This is a genomic window from Umezawaea endophytica (assembly GCF_025061645.1).
Classification (GTDB): domain Bacteria; phylum Actinomycetota; class Actinomycetes; order Mycobacteriales; family Pseudonocardiaceae; genus Umezawaea; species Umezawaea endophytica.
Genome location: NZ_JANYMP010000017.1, coordinates 58,496 through 76,436, shown reverse-complemented (window position 1 = coordinate 76,436; position 17,941 = coordinate 58,496). Strand labels below are relative to the sequence as shown.

Below are 17,941 nucleotides of genomic sequence, written 5' to 3'. Positions count from 1 at the left end.
GCGAGGACCCCGGAGTGGAGCTTTCGCGTGATCCTGCTGCTGTCGACCTCCGACACCGACCTGCTGTCCGCACGGGCCAGCGGTGCCGACTACCGGCTCGCCAACCCGTCCCGCCTGGGTGTTGACGACCTGCCCGAGCTGGTCGAGGGCGCGGACGTGGTCGTCGTGCGCATCCTCGGCGGTCGCCGGATGTGGGAAGAAGGCCTGGACGCGCTGCTCGCGGGGCCGCGCCCGGTGGTCGTGCTCGGTGGTGAGCAGAACCCCGACGCGCCGCTGATGGAGCTGTCCACGGTGCCCGGCGGGGTGTGCGCGGAAGCCCACGCGTACCTCGCGCACGGCGGCGCGGCGAACCTTGCGGAGCTGCACAACTTCTTGTCCGACACGATCCTGCTGACCGGCAACGGGTTCGCGCCGCCGGTTCCGGCGCCGAACTGGGGTCTGCTCGACCGCCCGGAGCCGACGACCGACGGGCCGACCGTCGCGGTCCTCTACTACCGGGCCCACCACGTGGCCGGGAACGTGGCGTTCGTGCACGCGCTGTGCGACCAGATCGAAGCCAAGGGTGGCCGGGCGCTGCCGGTGTACTGCTCGTCGCTGCGCACGGCCGAGGCCGAGTTGCTGGCCGTGCTGGGCACCGCGGACACGTTGATCGTCACGGTGCTGGCGGCGGGCGGCAGCAAGCCCGCGACCGTCGGCGCGGGTGGCGAGGACGAGGCATGGGACGTCGGCGCGCTGGCCGCGCTGGACGTGCCGATCCTCCAGGGGTTGTGCCTGACCAGCAGTCGTGCGGCGTGGGACGAGAACGACGACGGCCTGTCGCCGCTGGACACGGCCACCCAGGTCGCGATCCCGGAGTTCGACGGCCGGATCATCACGGTTCCCTTCTCCTTCAAGGAGATCGACGAGGACGGGTTGACGGTCTACGTCGCGGACCCGGAGCGCGCGGCGCGGGTCGCCGGTATCGCGCTGGGGCACGCCCGGCTGCGCCACACGCCGCCCGCCGAGCGCAAGATCGCGGTCATGCTGTCGGCGTACCCGACGAAGCACTCGCGCATCGGCAACGCGGTCGGGTTGGACACCCCGGCGAGCGTCGTGCGGCTGCTGACCGCGTTGCGGGAGCAGGGGTACGACATCGGCGCGCCCGGTGAGCTGCCCGGTGTGGAGCAGTTGGACGGGGACGCGCTGATCCACGCGCTGATCGCGGCGGGTGGGCAGGACCCGGACTGGTTGACCGAGGAGCAGTTCACCGGCAACCCGGTGCGGATGACCGCGGCCCGGTACCGGGAGTTCTTCGCCACGCTGCCGGACGACACGCGCGAGGAGATGGAGCGGCACTGGGGGCAGGCTCCCGGTGAGCTGTTCGTCGACCGGTCGCACGACGCCGACGGCGAGATCGTGCTGGCGGCGCTGCGGGCCGGGAACGTCGTGGTGATGGTCCAGCCGCCGCGCGGCTTCGGGGAGAACCCGATCGCGATCTACCACGACCCCGACCTGCCGCCGAGCCACCACTACCTGGCCGCGTACCGCTGGCTGGCCGACGACTTCGGCGCCCACGCCGTGGTGCACGTCGGCAAGCACGGGAACCTGGAGTGGTTGCCCGGCAAGACGGTCGGGATGTCGGCCGGATGCGGGACGGACGCGGCGCTGGGTGACCTGCCGCTGATCTACCCGTTCCTGGTCAACGACCCCGGTGAGGGGACGCAGGCGAAGCGCCGTGCGCACGCGACCCTGGTGGACCACATGGTGCCGCCGATGGCGCGTGCCGACAGCTACGGCGACATCGCTCGGCTGGAGCAGTTGTTGGACGAGCACGGGAACATCGCGGCGATGGACCCGGCGAAGTTGCCCGCTGTCCGGGCCCAGATCTGGACCTTGATCCAGGCCGCGAAGCTCGATCACGACCTCGGGTTGGAGGACCGTCCGCACGACGCCGAGTTCGACGAGTTCATCCTGCACGTCGATGGGTGGTTGTGCGAGATCAAGGACGTGCAGATCCGGGATGGGTTGCACGTGCTTGGTGAGGCGCCGACGGGTGATGCTCGGGTGGGGCTGGTGTTGGCGATGCTCCAGGCGAAGCAGATGTGGGCCGGGCAGGTGGCGGCGTTGCCTGGGCTTCGTGAGGCGTTGGGGCTGGTGGAGGATGGTTCGGAGTCCCGGACGGCTACTGATGATGTTGAGGCCGTCGCTCGTGGGCTGGTCCAGGGTATGGAGGACGCCGGGTGGGCGCGGGAGGCTGCTCGGGGGTTGACGGAGTCCGAGCAGGTGGCTCGGATCCTGGAGTTCGCCGCTGATGAGATCGTGCCCCGGTTGGCTCGGACCACGGATGAGATGACCAACGTGTTGCACGCGTTGGATGGTGGGTATGTGCCGGCGGGGCCGTCTGGGTCGCCGTTGCGTGGGCTGGTGAACGTGCTGCCCACCGGGCGGAACTTCTACTCGGTGGACCCGAAGGCGATTCCGTCGAGGTTGGCCTGGGAGACCGGGCAGGCGATGGCTGATTCCTTGTTGGCGCGGTATCGGTCGGAGACGGGTGAGTGGCCTCCGTCGGTGGGGTTGTCGGTGTGGGGGACCAGCGCTATGCGGACCTCTGGGGATGACATCGCCGAGGTGTTCGCGTTGATGGGGGTTCGGCCGGTGTGGGATGACCAGTCCCGGCGGGTCACGGGGTTGGAAGCCGTTCCGGTGGAGGAGCTGGGGCGTCCTCGGATCGATGTGACGGTTCGGATCAGTGGGTTCTTCCGGGACGCGTTTCCGCACGTGGTGGTGATGCTCGATGACGCGGTGCAGTTGGTGGCCGGGTTGGACGAGCCTGATGAGGTGAACTTCGTTCGGGCGCATGCGCAGGCGGATCTGGCTTCGCACGGGGATGTTCGGCGGGCGACGATGCGGATCTTCGGGAGCAAGCCGGGGGCGTATGGGGCCGGGTTGTTGCCGTTGATCGACAGTCGGAACTGGCGGGATGACGCTGATCTGGCTGAGGTGTACGCCGTGTGGGGTGGGTATGCCTATGGTCGGGAGTTGGACGGGGTTCAGGCTCGGCCTGATATGGAGTCGGCTTATCGGCGGATCGCTGTGGCGGCGAAGAACATCGATACGCGGGAGCACGACATCGCGGATTCTGATGACTACTTCCAGTACCACGGTGGGATGGTGGCGACCGTTCGGGCGTTGACTGGGAAGGCGCCTGCCGCGTACGTGGGGGACAGCACGCGGCCGGATGCTGTGCGGACTCGGACGTTGAACGAGGAGACGACTCGGATTTTTCGGGCGAGGGTGGTTAATCCTCGGTGGTTGTCGGCTATGCGGAAGCATGGGTACAAGGGGGCGTTCGAACTGGCGGCCACTGTGGACTACCTGTTCGGGTATGACGCTACTACCGGGGTGGTGGCTGACTGGATGTACGAGAAGTTGGCTGAGACGTATGTGATGGACCCGGAGAACCAGAAGTTCATGACGGAGTCGAATCCGTGGGCTTTGCATGGGATTTCGGAGAGGTTGTTGGAGGCTGCGGAGCGGGGGATGTGGGAGCACCCGAATCCGGAGACCGTGGAGGCGTTGCAGGCTGTGTATTTGAGGACTGAAGGGGATCTTGAGGATCGGTAGGGGGAGGGTTCCGGCGGGGCTGGGTTGGGTGCCGGGGTTGCGTTGGTGGGGTGGCCGATTTGACTTGGGGCCCCTAGATTTGCCCCTTCGTCGGACAATAAAGGGCAGAGGTGAAGCTGCCGTCCGACGCAAGTTTAAGGGGCAAATCCCCCAAGTAAAATCGGCCACGGTTGGGTAGGCGGCGTCACGATGGGTGCGTGGTGGGCGGGTCGTGGTGGCGCGTTGGGTGCGTGGTGGGCCCGTAGTGGCGGTGGCGGTGGCGGCTGCGTGGTGGGTCGGTAGTGGCGCTGGTGGGTGGGTGGGGCGCCGGTGGCCTGGTTGTGGGGGTGTTGTGGCCTGAATGGGGGCGTGTCGGGTTGTTGGTGGTGTGTGGTTGAAGACCTAAGATGGCCGGCATGACGCTCTGGGCTGTGGGGTCGAGGGGTTTGCGTGACTGACGCGGCCCGTGGGCGTCGATTGGGCGCGCGTATTGAGGAAGTTGCTCGTGAGGCGGGCGTTTCCAAGTCGACTGTTTCTCGGGTGATCAACGGGGAGCAGTACGTCAGTTCGAAGGCTCGTGAGGCTGTGCACGCCGCGATCCTGAGTCTGGGGTACAGCCCTAACCAGGCTGCGCGGACGCTTGCCGGTAGTCGGACCAACTGCATTGCGCTCGTGGTGTCCGAGCAGGGGAGTCGGGTGCTTTCCGACCCGTTCTTCGCCGGGGTGTTGCGAGGGGTGCACGGTGAGTTGATCGGGCATCGGGTTCAGCTGGTCCTGATGATGAGTCAGCAGGACGATGAGAAGGATCTTGTCGGTTACCTGTGCGGTGGGCACGTCGACGGTGCGCTGGTGTTGAGCCTGCACGGGCAGGATCCGTTGCCGCGGACGTTGGCGGATGCCGGGTTGCCGATCGTGGTCGGTGGGCGTCCGTTGGGGGCCTCTGGGGTTCCCTACGTTGACGCGGACAACTTCAACGGGGCGTTGGAGGCTGCTCGGCACCTGGCCACCACTGGTCGGCGGCGGATCGCGACGATCGCTGGGCCGAAGGACATGGCTGTCGGCATGGATCGGTTGAGCGGGTGGCGTCGGGGGCTTGGGGAGTGCGGGGTGGAGTCGGACCTGGTCGCTTACGGTGACTTCACGCCGGAGAGCGGGGCTCAGGCTATGGCCGAGTTGTTGAAGCGCGATCCCGCCATCGACGGTGTGTTCGTGGCGGCGGACATCATGGCGTTGGGGGCGTTGCAGACGTTGCACGCCAACGGCAAGCGGGTGCCCGAGGACGTTGCCGTGGTGGGGTTCGACGACTTGGCGCTGGCGTCCACCGCCGTGCCGCCGTTGACCACGGTCAAGCAGGACGTGGAGCAGTTGGGGCGCACGATGACCTGGCGGTTGCTGGCCGAACTCGCCGGGGAGGAGGGGTTGCCGCCGTCGTTGTTGCTTCCCACCTCTTTGGTGGTAAGGGCCAGCGCCTGATCCTCCTACACTGAGCGACCGGTTGACTACTGAAAGTCAGAGGTTGGCTCATGTGGAGTTCCGCGGCCGGGGACGTCGAGTGGTGGACCGTGCACCTCCACCTGGTGACCGGTGGGGGTGACGAGCTCGGGTTGTCTGTTCGGTTCCTCCGGCAGGGCAGTGGGGCCGGGCATGCCGTTCTGGTCGACGGGGTGGCCTGGTTGGACGGCGGGGCCATGCGGTCGGTCCGGGAGGCCGTCGAGCGGGATGTCGACCTGGACCCCTGGATTCGCGAGGCTTTTCGGGAGTTGCTCGCCGGTGGTCGGCCTGTGGAGCCGGATCGGGTGCTGCCGGGGGTGGTACGGGGTCTCGATTTCGGGGTCGCGGTGCTGGAAGTGGAGTCGGATGGGTTGGTCCGGCTCACGACCGCGCGGGGTGAACTGGTGGGCGTGCCGGTCAAACCCGTTGGGCCTGACGGGTGTTCGCGGTTGGTCGTTCGAGGCACGGTTGATGGTCGGGACGTTGACGGCACGGGGTGGCTGGCGCACGACGACGGGCCGTTGAAGGTCCATCTCGACAACGGGTGGGACGTCGCGGTGGATCTCGCCTGTTCGCCGGAGGGTGAACCGGTTCCGTGTCGGGTGGGTCTGGTCGGGTCTGAGCCGTGGACGTCGTTGTCCACTTTGCACACCTACCCGACGCGGTGGCGGATGGTCTCGTCCGAGCTGGAACTGGTGCTGTCCGGGGACTTTCCGCGGCACGAGTTCCGCACGATGGTCGGGCGCGGTCCGCACCTGCACGGGTGGGCGCGCGTGAGCGGCACGATGGCGGGTAGACCCGTCACCGGCAAGGCGTTCCTGGACGTCGTGCCGGACAACAGGGTCGGTCGGTTCGAGGACTTCCTCGGCAGGCTCCGGGCGATCACGCACGCGGAGGTGCGGGCGCTGTACCCGGACTCGCCCAGCGCCGAGTCGACGGCGGACCTGGCGGGTGCCGACGCGGCCGGGTTGCCGCACGCGGTGGTGCACGACGCACTGGTCCGCCCGGTGCGGCACGTCGTGGACGCGGGCGGGCGGGGGTGGCGGACGTTCGCGACCTGTGCCGCCACCGAGATGTTCGGCGTGTCCAGCGATCCGTACACGCCGCTGCTGGGCGTGGTGGAGCTGGTGCACAGCGGCAACCTGGTGGTGGACGACGTCGAGGACGGGTCACCGCTGCGCCGGGGTGTCCCCGCCGCGCACGTGGTGCACGGTGTGGCGGCGGCGGTGAACGCGGGCACGGCCGCGTACTTCGCGCTGGACCGGGTGGTGCCGCGCATCCTGCCCGACGACGACCGGCTGCGGCTGCGGGTCTACCAGACGTTCCTGCGGGCGATCCGGGCCGGTCACGTCGGTCAGGGCGTCGACATCGCCGGGCACCGGGCCGCGATGGACCACGCGGTGGCGACCGGCGACGGTCGGGTGCTGCTCGACGGTGTGCGCGGGGTGCTGCGGTTCAAGACCGGGATGCCCGCCAGGGCGTTCGCCGAGATCGGCGCGCTGATCGCGGGGGCGGACGACGAGCGGGTGGCGGCGGTGGGCGACTACTTCGAGGCGGTCGGGCTGGCCTACCAGATCACCGACGACCTGATGGACCTCGGCGGGGTCACCGGTCCGACGGCCTCCGGCGGGGTTCGCGCGACCAAGCACGTCGGCGAGGACCTGCGCGCGGGCAAGGTGACCATGCCGCTGGCCCACGCCGTCGGCCTCCTGCCGCCCGAACGGCTGGCCGCCGTCTGGGCGGTGGTGCGGGACGGGCGCGCGGACCACGCCGCCGTCCGCGAGATCGCGGAGGAACTGGTCGGGTGCGGTGCCGCGCGCGCCTGCCACGAGGAAGCCAGGTCGCACGTGGACACCGCGTGGGCTGTGCTGGAACCGTTGCTGCCCAACACGTTCACCAAGGTCGTCGTCCGCGCGCTCGGCCACTACGCGGCGCTGCGCGAACGGCAATCGGTGCCCGGTTAGCGCAGCGCCCGTTTCGTCTGGCGGCGCAACTGCATGATCCGGGCCGCGCCGACCAGCGCGACCAGCAGCGCCCCGCCGATCGCGGCGAACAGCAGGGCGACGCCCAGCGGCAGGGTGAACGCGCCGCCGAGGAAGTGGATCGTCACGTCCGTCAGGTTCTGGAGGATGAACACCAGCAGGAAGATCAGCACGAAGATCGCGATGATGACGGCGATCCACGTCCCGCTGATGCGGGTCGGTTTGATCCTGGCGTGCGACGTCGGTGCCTGCGGGGTCGTCGGGTCCACGACGGGCGCGCTCGGGTCGGTCACGACGGGCGGGTTCGTGATCGACTCGTCCGCGGGGGTCGACGGGTCCGCGGGCACGCCGACGACCGTCGGGTGGACTTCGGTCACGCGGTCATCACGGGGAGTGCTCACCTGAGTGAGTATCAGCCCATCCGGGTGTTCCCGCAGCACAGGTCATCCGCACGGTGGAACGAACTCCAGGCCGGGGAAGAAGCGCTGCCACTCCTCCCGGCTCAGCGAGGCCCCCTCGCACAGCCGGGCCGCGGCGCTCGCCTCGTCGAAGTCCCAGCGCCGGGACGAGCCGTCGCCGCTCGACGTCATCACCGTCGTGTTCGGGCCCGCGGCCCCGCGCGGCAGGAACTCGATGGTGTGCACCGAGGCCGTGGGGCCGGTGATGGTCGCGGGTTCGGACGGGCGCCGCGGGTCGGTGATGTCCCACAGCCGCACGGTGTCCGAGCCCGCGGCGCTCGCGAGGTGCCGCCCGTCCGCGGAGATGGCCAGCGCCTTGATCCCGTCGGCCTGCACCGACAGCTCGGACAGCGTCGTCGGGCGCTTCGGGTCCGTGAGGTCCCAGAGCCGGATGGTGCCGTCCACGCCGCCGGTGGCGAGCAGCCGCCGGTCCGCCGAGAGCGCCATCGTGGCGACGTGCGGGATGCTCCGCAGCTCGCCGAACACCATCGGCCCGGACGGGGAGTCCAGGCGCCACAGGCTGGTGGTGCTGTCGGCGTCGATCGTCACGAGCACCTGCCCGCTCTGGTCGAACCGCACCTCCCGGCCTCGGATACCCGGCCGCGCGACGGTCGAGACCAGCGTCGGCGCCTTCGGGTCCGCCATCTCCCACAGGCGCACGGTGGTGCTGCCGTCGGCGTCGATCGTGGCCATCCGGCTGCCGTCGGGGGCGAGCGCCACGGAGCCGACCCTGGCCGGGAACCGGTGCAGGAACACGGGTTTGGTCGGGTCGGTGAGGTCCCAGACCTCGTCGAGCGTGGCGGCGAGCACCCGGTCGCCCGAGGTGAACCCGAGCGACCTCACCGCGTCCGGCTCGCTCGTCCCGTCCAGGCCCGCGGCCTGCCCCCGGCCCCGGACGGGGTTCCCGTCCGGCCCCATCGACGACTCGTCCCGCGGCACGACCCGGCGGACGAGGTGGTCGCTCCAGGTGGCCGTCGCGGTCGTGAGCAGGCCGTCCACGACGTCCCGCGTCGGCTCCAGCCGGTACGCGGCGACGCTCAGCTTCTTGGCGAGCGTGGGGTTGCTGTCGCCCATCCGCACGGCCGCGATGGCGATCTGCTGGGCCACGGCGATGTTGCGCTGCTTGTCCGCCACGGCCTGCGCCCGGATCGTCTGCACGATCGCGCCGCTCGCGAGGACGAGCAGCACGGCCAGCAGCGCGACGAGCTGCCGCAGCCTGCGCGTTCGGCGCAGCGCGAGCGTTTGCTCGCGGTTCCGGGCGGTCAGGCTGGCGGTGAGGAACTCCCGTTCGCGCGAGCTGAGCCGCACCTCGTCGCGGGCGGCCCACTCGGCCGCCGCGTCCAGCCGGGTGCCCCGGTACAGCGAGTCGGGTTCGCGGGCCAGCACGTCCCACGTGGCCGCGGCCTCGGTGAGCTGCCGCCCGGTGCGCAGGCCTTCGCGGTTCTCGTTCAGCCAGCCGCGCAGCCGCGGCCACGAGCGGATCAGCACCTCGTGGGCGATCTCCACGGCGTCTCGGTCCAACGTCAGCAGCCGCGCGTGGGCCAGCCGGTCCAGCACGACCTGCGTGTCGACGTCGTCGTTGTCCAGTTCGCCGCGGGCGAGCCTGCGCTTGGTGTCCTCGGTGCGGTCGCCCAGCGCGGTGAGCCGCAGGAATATCTGCCGCGCCACGGCCCGCTGGTCGGTCTCCAGCGCCGTGTAGGTGCGTTCGGCGGTCTGCGCGAGCGCGTGCTGGATGCCGCCTGCCGCCTCGTACCCGGCCGGGGTGAGGGTGGTCCCGCGTCTTCGCCGCCACGTCTCCAGCAGCGCGTGCGACACCAGCGGCAGCACGCCTGGCTGGCCGGTGGCGTCCGCGACCAGGCGGGTGACCAGCGCCGTCTCGACGGTGCAGCCGACCTTGGCGGCCGGGCGCATGATCGCCTGGCGCAGCTCCTCCGCGGACATCGGGCCCAGCAGTAGTTGCGCGTCGCGCAGGGCCTCGACCAGGCCGGGGTGCTGGGCGCAGTGTCCGTAGAAGTCGGCCCGGACGCCGATGACGACCCGGCAGCGGGTCCGCGACGCGGTCAGCAGCGCCTCGACGAACGCGGTCCGCGCGGCCAGGTCCGGGCAGAGGGTGAAGACCTCCTCGAACTGGTCGACCACCAGCACCAGCGCGTCGACCTCGGTGCCGATGACCCGGTCCAGCACCTCCGGGCTCAGGTCCAGCTCGGCCGGGGTGACCACGATGGAGGAGGTGCACTCGAACGCGCCCTCGGCGATGCGCGGCATCAGCCCGGCCCGCAGCAGCGACGACTTGCCCGCCCCGGACGCGCCGAAGACGCCCACCAGCCGCCGGTCGGCCATCCGGCCCACCAGGTCGTCCAGGATCCGCTCGCGGCCGAAGAAGCGGTCCGCGTCCTCCGGCTGGAACGCCGCCAGCCCGGCGTAGGGCGGGGAGCCCTGGTCGGACGCGGTGTCCTCGGGTGGCGCGACCTCGGCGGCGACCTCGCGCCACCGGCTCTCCCAGACCCCTGGGTCACCGTCGCACGCCTGCACGTACGCCAGTGTCACGGCGAGGCTGGGCAGCTTCCGGCCGCCCGCGGCGTCGGAGAGGGTCGTGGCCGAGTAGTGCGCGCGGGTGCCTAGCTGGCGGTACGTGCGCCCGCCCGCTTGGTCCCGGAGGGTCCGCAGATCGGCCGCGAACCGCAGCAGAGGGGTGTCACCTTCGTCGAGCGGGCGTTCCCCACGCGGCACCTCGCCACCTCCTCGTCCCGGCCCCGATTGTCCTGAGCTGGGTGTACGACGTCCAGTGGCTGATCCCGGACAACCGGGGCTAGGGGCCGGTAGGGGTTGTCCACGGTTGCGAAACGCCGTTATTTTTCCGATGTGGCCGGTCGCTGTCGCCCGGTCCTGGACAACAGCTAAACGGAGGTGGGTTGAGCCATGAGCGCAGGCGCATTCACACTCAGCGGACTCGATGTGCCCGAACCACGTGCGGGGATCGCCCCACCGTTCGTGATGTGCGCGTTCGACGCCGAGTCGAACGCCGCGGACCACCTGGTGTCGGACCACTCGGTCGGCTGGGCGGTGTCGCTGGGGCTGCTCCCGCCGCACGAGATGGCGGAGGTCGCGGGCATGGACCTTGGGTACCTCGTCGGCTACGGGTTCCCGAACGCCGACTACGAGCGGCTGAGGCTCGTCGGGGACTGGGCCGTGCTCCAGGCCGTCCTCCAGGACGAGCGGCCCGCCCCGGAGGACCTGGAACTCCTGCTCGCCGTCCTGCGCGCCGAGCCGGTGCCCCCCGGAGACCCCAGGGCGGAAGCGATGGCGGACCTGCGGGTCCGGCTGCTGGCGCTCGGCGGGCCGGACTGGCTGGCGTCGTTCGCCGACGAGGTGGGCCGGATGTTCGACGGGTTCGCCCGCGAAGCGCTCGACGACCACCACGGCCACGTCCCCACCCCCGAGGCGCACGCCGCGCTGCGGGAGTTCACCGTCGGCCTGCACCCGATGTTCCGCTTCGGCGAGCCCGTCGACGGGCTCGACCTGCCGCCGAAGGTCCGCGAGCACTCCGCGCTCCGCGAACTCGCCTCCACCGCCTGCCGGATCGTCGGCTACGCGCGGGACCTCTACACCCACCGCGCCGAGATCGCCCGCGGCGGCGTGCACAACCTGGTGCTGGTGACCATGCGGTCCCAGTCCGTCGTGCTCGACCAGGCCGTGGACCGGGCCGTGGAGATCCACGACGACGAGGTCCGCGACTTCGTCCGCAAGGCCGCCGACCTGCCCTCGTTCGGCGGTCCGGTCGACGACCAGGTCCGCGGGTACGTGGGACTGCTGCGCCGCTGGGTCGGCGGCCACCGGAAGTGGGCGGAGTACACCGGCAGGTACCGCAAGCCCGGTTGAGCGTTGGGGATCCGTTCACCTCGCCCGCCTACGGTGCGCGCACCGCGCGACCGCAGGTGGGCGCGCCGGACAGAACGGAACACCCATGCGGAGACCACTCGCGCTCGGCGTCGCCCTGCTCGTGGCGGTGGCGGGCGTCGCCCCCGGCGCCGCCGCGACCGGCACGCGGGACTTCGGTCGCGCCACCCTGCTGAAGTTCGCGTCGCTGCCCGCCGAGACGTTCGTGCCCGGCAGCGAGCCCTCCGGCGCCGCGCTCGGCGGGACGCCGTCCAACGGGATCGTGCCGCCGTTCGCCGACCAGCCCGTGCAGGGCTTCAGCGGCGTCGTCCGCAACGGCGACGGCACGTTCGAGGTGCTGTCCGACAACGGGTATGGCAACAAGGCCAACAGCGCCGACTTCCTGCTGCGCATCCACCGCATCGCGCCGGACTTCGCCTCCGGCGGCGTCGACGTGCTGGGCGGCGTGACGCTGACCGACCCGCGCGGCCTGGTGCCTTTCGCGCTGACGCGGCCGGACCGGGTGCTGACCGGAGCGGACTTCGACGTCGAGTCGATCACGCGCGTGGCCGACGGCAGCTACTGGCTCGGTGACGAGTTCGGCCCGTACCTGCTGCACTTCGACCGCGCCGGTCGACTGCTGGCCGCTCCGGTGCCGCTGCCCGGCGTGTTCGCGCCGGAGAACCCGGCGGGCACGCCGAACCTGGGCAGCAGCAAGGGTTTCGAGGGGATGGCGCAGTCGCCGGACGGCAAGTTCCTCTACCCGCTGCTCGAAGGGACCGTCACCGGTGACGCGCCGGGAACGTTGCGGGTCAACGAGTTCGACCTCGCCCGCGGGAAGTACACCGGGCAGCGGTACTCCTACCGGCTCGGCTCGCCGGACCTGGCCATCGGCGACATGATCTCGGTGGACCGCAATCGCTTCCTGGTCATCGAGCGCGACGGCGGGCAGGGCGCGGACGCGAAGGTGAAGCGGATCTACCTGGCGGACAAGCGCGACCGCGACCGGGACGGGTTCCTGGACAAGACCCTCGTCGCCGACCTGCTGGACATCGCCAACCCGCGTCGGGTCGGCGGGTTCGAGGGGACGTTCCGGTTCCCGTTCACCACGATCGAGGACGTGGTGATCCTGGACGACTCGACGCTGGGAGTGTTGAACGACAACAACTTCCCGTTCTCGTCCGGCCGCACGCCCGGCAAGGCGGACAACAACGAGTTCATCACCATCAAGCTCGCCGAGCGGCTGCACGCAGACCCGCGGGTGCTGCGCTGAGGGAGCGGGAAGCGCTTCTCCCGCAAGGGAAAGGCGCTTCCCGGCAGGCTCAGCCCTGTACCGGACCGACGACCATCGTGGACTTCTCCGGCGCGGAGCACGCCTTCCGCTGCTGCTCGACGAACACCGCCGCGGTCTCGCCCGGCGGGTAGACGCGCAGGCCCCGGACGTCGGCGGGAGCGCACTCCGCCGGGTCGAACACGTCGGCGTTGGTGATCGCCAGGGTGCTCGTCGCCGACGCGCCGGGGAGCAGGGTCACCGCCGGTCCGCCGTCGGCCTCCCTGGTCGCGGGCGCGCCGACCTGCGTGCCGCCGTCGCCGGTCACGAAGGACACGCCCGGCGAGCCCTGGAGCGCGCACTCGACCGCGCCCCGGTTCGTGAACGCCAGCACCAGCCGGGTCTGGTTCATGCCGCCCCCGCCCTGGTCGGGGGTGAGCGCCACCGCCAGGTCGGCGGACGCGCAGGCCGCGGGCCCGGAGGCGGCGGCGGGGGACTCCGGCGCGGCGGACGCGACCGGTGACGGGGTCTGCGAGCGGGCGGGAACGGACGGCGCCGAACCGGACGGCGTGCCACCGCCCTGGCCCTGGCTCGTGCAGGCGCTGAGCAGGGCGACCGCCACGGCGGCGAAGGTGATCTTGCTGGTGGTGCTCACGGCGAACCTCCTGGTGGTGGATCAGCTCTCGGCGACGACAGCGCTCAGTTGGACGTCCGCGCCGCTGACGGGCACCGACGGCCACGGCGCCCGGACCGAGGTGTCCCCGGCGGTCGACGGCAGCGAGAACGTGACGGCGGACACCGGGTTCGGCTGCTCCCCGGTGCGCTCGACCAGGTAGGAGATGCCCGCGTGGCCAGGGGTGATGGTCACCGGCGTCGCGACGGAGCCCGGCTGGGGCGTGGCGGAGATGCCCGGCGCGGTGTCGCCGTCCGGACCGTAGAACACGACGTTCGACGGCACGCCCGCGAGCGCGCAGTTCGTCGTGTCCGCGGCGGCCGTGTAGCGGACGAGGAAGGCGGAGTGCCCTGCCGCGTGCTCGGGGCTCCTGCTGATCGCCACGTCGACGTCGTTCGCGCCGCACGCCGGGACGGCGCCGGGCCCGGCGCTCGCGACCCCGGCGAGCACCGCGGTGGACGCGGCGGCGAGGACGACACCCGTGCTGATGGACCTGCGCATGACATTTCCCCTCTCGCTTTGTTCGCGTTCCCCGATCCCCTTTTCGCCGGGCAACGCGTTCTCCAGGGATATGCCCTCGCGCCCTCGTCAGCACACCTTTCTTGAACCTCGTCACAACCGACCAACTCCGGGCCGGAAAAGCGGTCGGAACCGCTCAGCGCGCCCGGACGGTGTCGAGCAGCCGCCGCACGGCCACACCGCTGCCGCCGCCGCGGACCTGCACGACGAGCACCAGCCGTTCGTCCGCCACGTCCGTCAGCACGACCTCGTCGACGCTGCGGCCGGGGCACCGCTCCCACCGGCGCACCACACCCGACCAGCGCGGCGACTCGAACCGGGACTCCACCACCGCGCCGCACCCGGCGTGCGCCCGCTCCCCGGACCACGTCGACGCGTCCTGCGGACCGACGCGCCCGATGAACACCCCCGGAGCGTCCGCCGCGAGGTCGTGGAAGCGCCCGAGGTCCGGGGCCGCCTCCAGCGCGGGCTGCCTGCCGTCGTCCGCGCCCGGCGTCCAGCCACCCGCCCTGACCTGCCTCGCCCACGTCGTGGGCACCGTGACCGCGAGCCCGTCCGGGGCGGCCACGGTGGTCTCCGCGCTGCCGGGAGGACCGTCCGCGCCCGCCGCGGCGAACACGAGCGCGATGGGGACGGCCACCGCCGCCGCGGCCCGAACCCGCCGTGCCGCCCGGCGGTCACCCACCGCGTGCCGAAGCGCCGCGCAGAACGCGTCCGCCGTGCCCCACCGGTCGGCGGGCAGCGGCGCCATCGCCCGGCCGACGACCGCGCCCGCGCCGCCGGGCAGTGCGCGCAGGCTCCGCGCCGACGGACCGGCCTCGGGCGGGTTCACGCCGGTCAGCAGCCGGTAGGCCAGGGCGCCGAGCGCGTACACGTCGGTCCTGCGCTCGACGATCGAGCCCGGTCCGCGCTGCTCGGGAGCCGTGTAGCCGGACGAGCCGACGGCGACGGTGAACCCGGAGCCGTCGGCGAGCGACTTCGACAGCCCGAGGTCGGCGACGACGGCCGACTCGCGCCCCGCGTCGGCGTCCCAGCGCAGCAGGACGTTCGACGGCTTGAGGTCGCGGTGCACGACGCCCGCCCCGTGCAGCGCGGTGACCCCGGCGCAGACCTGCCGCAGCAGGTCCAGCGCCTCGACCGGGGGCAGCGGGGTGCCCGCGGTGCGTTCCTCGAGCGTTCCCCGGTCGGCCAGCTCCATCGCGAAGTACGGCCTGCCGCTCGCCGTGAGGGACAGGTCGAAGACGCGCACTACGTGCGGCGACGACACCCGCCGCAGCACCCGGACCTCGTCGAGGAACCGTTCGCGGACGTCCGGCACGGCGGTCCAGTTGTCGGCGAGCACCTTCACGGCGACCCGGGTGTCGAGCACCGTGTCGCGCGCCGACCACACCGAGGCGAACCCGCCGACGCCCAGCAGACCCTCCAGGTGGAAGCGGTCGCTCACGATCGGCTGCGCGGTGCTCATGCCGTCAGCATCGCAGCACCGGGCACGACCGGTGAATTCCCGCTGTTTCACCCGAATGCCGAAATGGCACTAGTGTCGGGGAGAACGGGAGGGCGGAACACGATGTCCGGAATTCGACGACGAACGGCGCTGGTCCTTTCCGGTGTCGTTCCCGTCGTGCTGATCGCGGTGGTCGCGGTATTCACGACCCCCGCCGCCAGCACCTCGACGGTCCTCGCGGGCGACCCCTCGCCACTGCCGCGCGACATCGTCACCTCGGTGTCGAGCACACCGCCCCCGTCGTCCTCGACACCGACGTCCACGTCGTCCGCCCCGTCCTCGACCGGCCCGACGACGGTCGAGCCTCCGGCGAGCACGACCACCGCTCCGGCCGCGCCCGCCGTGGTCCAGCCCTGCCGCGCGCGTGACCTGACCGGGCGGATCGAGACGCCCGCGGCCCGCTTCAACGCGGCGGGTCACCGGGTTTTCCTCGTCGTGCTCGTGAACGCGGGCGGCACGCCGTGCTCGGTGCTGGGCTTCGGGACCTACGCGCTGCTCGACGCCACGTCGAGCCCGATGCGCAGCGTCCAGCACAACACGGTGTGGTCCACTGTGGACACGGTCGTGCTCGCGCCGGGTTCTCCGGCCTACGCGCGGGTTTCCTACACGGTCGTGGCGACCGGTGACGAACCCGAGACGGGGCCGTGCCAGCCGCCGACCGGAGCGCTGCGGGTGGTGCCGCCGGGTGACGCGGGCGGGCTCGACCTGCCGCTGAAGGTGAGCGTGTGCGACCACGGGCGGCTGGAGGTCACGGAGTTCGCCGCGGCCGATGTGTTCTGAGGAGGTGCGCGCGTGACCGAGCTGGACGCGCTGGTGTCGTCCGCCGCGAGCGGGGACGCCGCGGCGGTGAACGCGCTGCTGGAGCGGGTGCGGCCGGTGGTGCTGCGGACGTGCGCGCGGTTCCTGGACGTGCCGGAGGACGTGGAGGACGCGGCGCAGGAAGCGCTGCTGCGCCTCGCCGGGGAACTGCCCACCCGGCCGCCGGACGAGTCGTTCCGGGGCTGGATGTACGCGCTGGTCGTCAACGTCGCCCGGCAGCGGTTCCGCCTGGTGCACCGCGCCGAGACCGCCCAGCCGCTGCCCGGCGACCTGGCCGACCCGCGCCGCACGAGCGTGGTCGCCGGGTCCCGCCTCGACCTGCTCAGCGCGCTGGACCGGCTGCACACCCGGCAGCCGCTGCTGGCCGAGGCGCTGGTGTACCGCGACGTCTGCAAGCTCGGCTACGACGAGATCGCCGACGTGCTGGGAGTCCCGCTGAGCACGGTGAAGTCCCGCATCCACGACGCGCGCCGCACCATGCGCACCGAGCTGGAGGCCCGCTAGGCCAGCACGGCCGTCACGTAGGGATCGGGGTCCGCCAGGATCGCTCGCACGGCCGAGCCCGCCGCGCCGTGCACCGCAGCCTCCGCGCCCAGCGTCGACGCGATCACCTCGACCGGCGACCACTCCGAGCTGACCACCCGCTGCGTCAGCTCCGCGCGCAGCGGCTCCCACAGCCACGGCGCGAGGCGGGCGTACGTGCCGCCCAGCACGACGGTCGGCAGGTCCAGCAGGTTGACCACGCCGGACAGCGCGACGCCGAGCGACTTCGCCGCGGACCGGGTGGCTGCCAGCGCCTTCCGGTCGCGCTTGGCCAAGCGGTCCAGCAGGTCGGCGACCAGCTCCTCCGGCACCCGGTCGTCCAGCACACCCGCTTGGCGCAGGATCTCCTCCTGGCCCGCCACGCGTTCCAGGCAGCCGCGCGAGCCGCACGCGCACTCGGGGCCGCGCGGGTCGACCATCATGTGGCCGATCTCGCCGCCGAACCCGTACACGCCCTCGAACAGGCCGCCGTCGACCACGATGCCCGCGCCGATGCCGATCTCACCGGACACGTGCACGAAGTCGCGCGGGCCCGTGCCCTGCCACAGCTCGGCGAGCGCGGCGAAGTTCGCCTCGTTGCCGACGAGCACCGGGATGTCGTCGAGCCCGGCCCGCCTGCGCAGCTCGCCGCGCACGTCGACCTCGCGCCAGCCCAGGTTCGGCGCGACGCGCAGGATGCCGGTCGCGGACTCCACCAGTCCGGGCACGGCGACGCCCATGCCGCCGACCCGGACGCCCATCCGCTCGGCCTCGGCCAGCGCGGTCTTGACCGCCTTGGCGACGCGCGACAGCACGCGGGCGGGGGAGAGGGAGCGGTTGTCCACCGGCTGGAGCCAGCGGGCGCGGACCTCGCCGGTCAGGTCGATCAGGCACGTGGCGAGGTAGTCGACGCCGATCTCCACGCCGAGACCGTGCGGTCCGTCCGGCGCCAGGTACAGGGCGGTGCCCCGCCTGCCGGGGCCGGGCCGGACGGCGGCGGCGCCCTCCACGACGAGGTTCGCGCCGATCATCCGGTCCACCAGGCTGGAGACGGTCGCCTTGGTGAGACCCGTCCGCGCCGCGATCTCGGCGCGCGAATGGCCGGACGGATCCGCGATGGCGTTGAGGACCAGGGCGCTGTTGTGCCTGCGAACGGTGTGCTGCCCGGCCGGCTGCGGTGAGGACACCGGGGGATGGTAGCTGGTCGCGCGGTCGGGTGAAGGCGTTGACCGGCCGACGAAGGCG

Annotated in this window: 13 protein-coding genes; 7 read left to right on the top strand and 6 right to left on the bottom strand. The window is 71.7% G+C overall.

The genetic code is table 11. From position 1 onward, the window contains the following. The first annotated feature begins 27 nt into the window (after window positions 1–27). The 3 genes from cobN to NZH93_RS30585 all read left to right on the top strand — a co-directional run bounded on the left by cobN (window position 28) and on the right by NZH93_RS30585 (window position 7,037). Window positions 28–3,603: a cobaltochelatase subunit CobN gene (gene cobN / locus NZH93_RS30595; protein ID WP_259626718.1), complete on the top strand. Its 3,576-nt coding sequence runs from the start codon at window positions 28–30 to the stop codon at window positions 3,601–3,603. Between the two features lie 429 nt (window positions 3,604–4,032). Then, window positions 4,033–5,055, top strand: coding sequence for a LacI family DNA-binding transcriptional regulator (locus NZH93_RS30590; protein WP_259626717.1), 1,023 nt, complete (start codon window positions 4,033–4,035; stop codon window positions 5,053–5,055). A 50-nt stretch (window positions 5,056–5,105) separates the two neighbouring features. Further along, window positions 5,106–7,037, top strand: a complete 1,932-nt coding sequence (locus NZH93_RS30585; RefSeq protein WP_259626716.1) for a polyprenyl synthetase family protein — start codon at window positions 5,106–5,108, stop codon at window positions 7,035–7,037. On the opposite strand, the gene NZH93_RS30580 is transcribed toward NZH93_RS30585, so the two are convergent. Both NZH93_RS30580 and NZH93_RS30575 read right to left on the bottom strand, forming a co-directional pair. Further along, window positions 7,034–7,456, bottom strand: coding sequence for a LapA family protein (locus NZH93_RS30580; protein WP_372506920.1), 423 nt, complete (start codon window positions 7,454–7,456; stop codon window positions 7,034–7,036). The genes NZH93_RS30585 and NZH93_RS30580 overlap by 4 nt on opposite strands. Before the next feature lie 42 nt (window positions 7,457–7,498). Continuing rightward, window positions 7,499–10,243 (bottom strand): nSTAND1 domain-containing NTPase, encoded by a 2,745-nt coding sequence (locus NZH93_RS30575; RefSeq protein ID WP_259626715.1) that lies wholly within the window; start codon window positions 10,241–10,243, stop codon window positions 7,499–7,501. A gap of 225 nt (window positions 10,244–10,468) precedes the next feature. On the opposite strand from NZH93_RS30575, the gene NZH93_RS30570 reads away from it, so the two are divergent. Further along, window positions 10,469–11,392, top strand: a complete 924-nt coding sequence (locus tag NZH93_RS30570) for a terpene synthase family protein (RefSeq protein ID WP_259626714.1) — start codon at window positions 10,469–10,471, stop codon at window positions 11,390–11,392. A gap of 85 nt (window positions 11,393–11,477) precedes the next feature. After that, complete coding sequence (locus NZH93_RS30565; protein ID WP_259626713.1) at window positions 11,478–12,662, top strand: esterase-like activity of phytase family protein; 1,185 nt, start codon at window positions 11,478–11,480, stop codon at window positions 12,660–12,662. A 49-nt stretch (window positions 12,663–12,711) separates the two neighbouring features. On the opposite strand, the gene NZH93_RS30560 is transcribed toward NZH93_RS30565, so the two are convergent. The 3 genes from NZH93_RS30560 to NZH93_RS30550 form a co-directional block, all read right to left on the bottom strand. Beyond that, window positions 12,712–13,314: a DUF4232 domain-containing protein gene (locus tag NZH93_RS30560; protein WP_259626712.1), complete on the bottom strand. Its 603-nt coding sequence runs from the start codon at window positions 13,312–13,314 to the stop codon at window positions 12,712–12,714. Window positions 13,315–13,335: 21 nt separating this feature from the next. Next, a complete protein-coding gene (locus tag NZH93_RS30555) occupies window positions 13,336–13,833 on the bottom strand; it encodes a DUF4232 domain-containing protein (protein ID WP_259626711.1) in 498 nt (165 codons plus the stop codon). Between the two features lie 154 nt (window positions 13,834–13,987). After that, entirely contained in the window at window positions 13,988–15,316 is a 1,329-nt protein-coding gene (locus NZH93_RS30550) for a serine/threonine-protein kinase (RefSeq protein ID WP_259626710.1), read from the bottom strand. 102 nt (window positions 15,317–15,418) lie between these two features. Between NZH93_RS30550 and NZH93_RS30545 the strand changes: the two genes are divergently transcribed. After that, entirely contained in the window at window positions 15,419–16,135 is a 717-nt protein-coding gene (locus NZH93_RS30545) for a DUF4232 domain-containing protein (RefSeq protein ID WP_259626709.1), read from the top strand. Between the two features lie 12 nt (window positions 16,136–16,147). Beyond that, window positions 16,148–16,678, top strand: a complete 531-nt coding sequence (locus tag NZH93_RS30540; RefSeq protein WP_259626708.1) for an RNA polymerase sigma factor — start codon at window positions 16,148–16,150, stop codon at window positions 16,676–16,678. Here NZH93_RS30540 and NZH93_RS30535 read toward each other — a convergent pair. Then, a complete protein-coding gene (locus tag NZH93_RS30535) occupies window positions 16,675–17,883 on the bottom strand; it encodes an ROK family transcriptional regulator (RefSeq protein ID WP_259626707.1) in 1,209 nt (402 codons plus the stop codon). The two genes, NZH93_RS30540 and NZH93_RS30535, sit on opposite strands and share 4 nt — an antisense overlap. Window positions 17,884–17,941 lie beyond the last annotated feature (58 nt).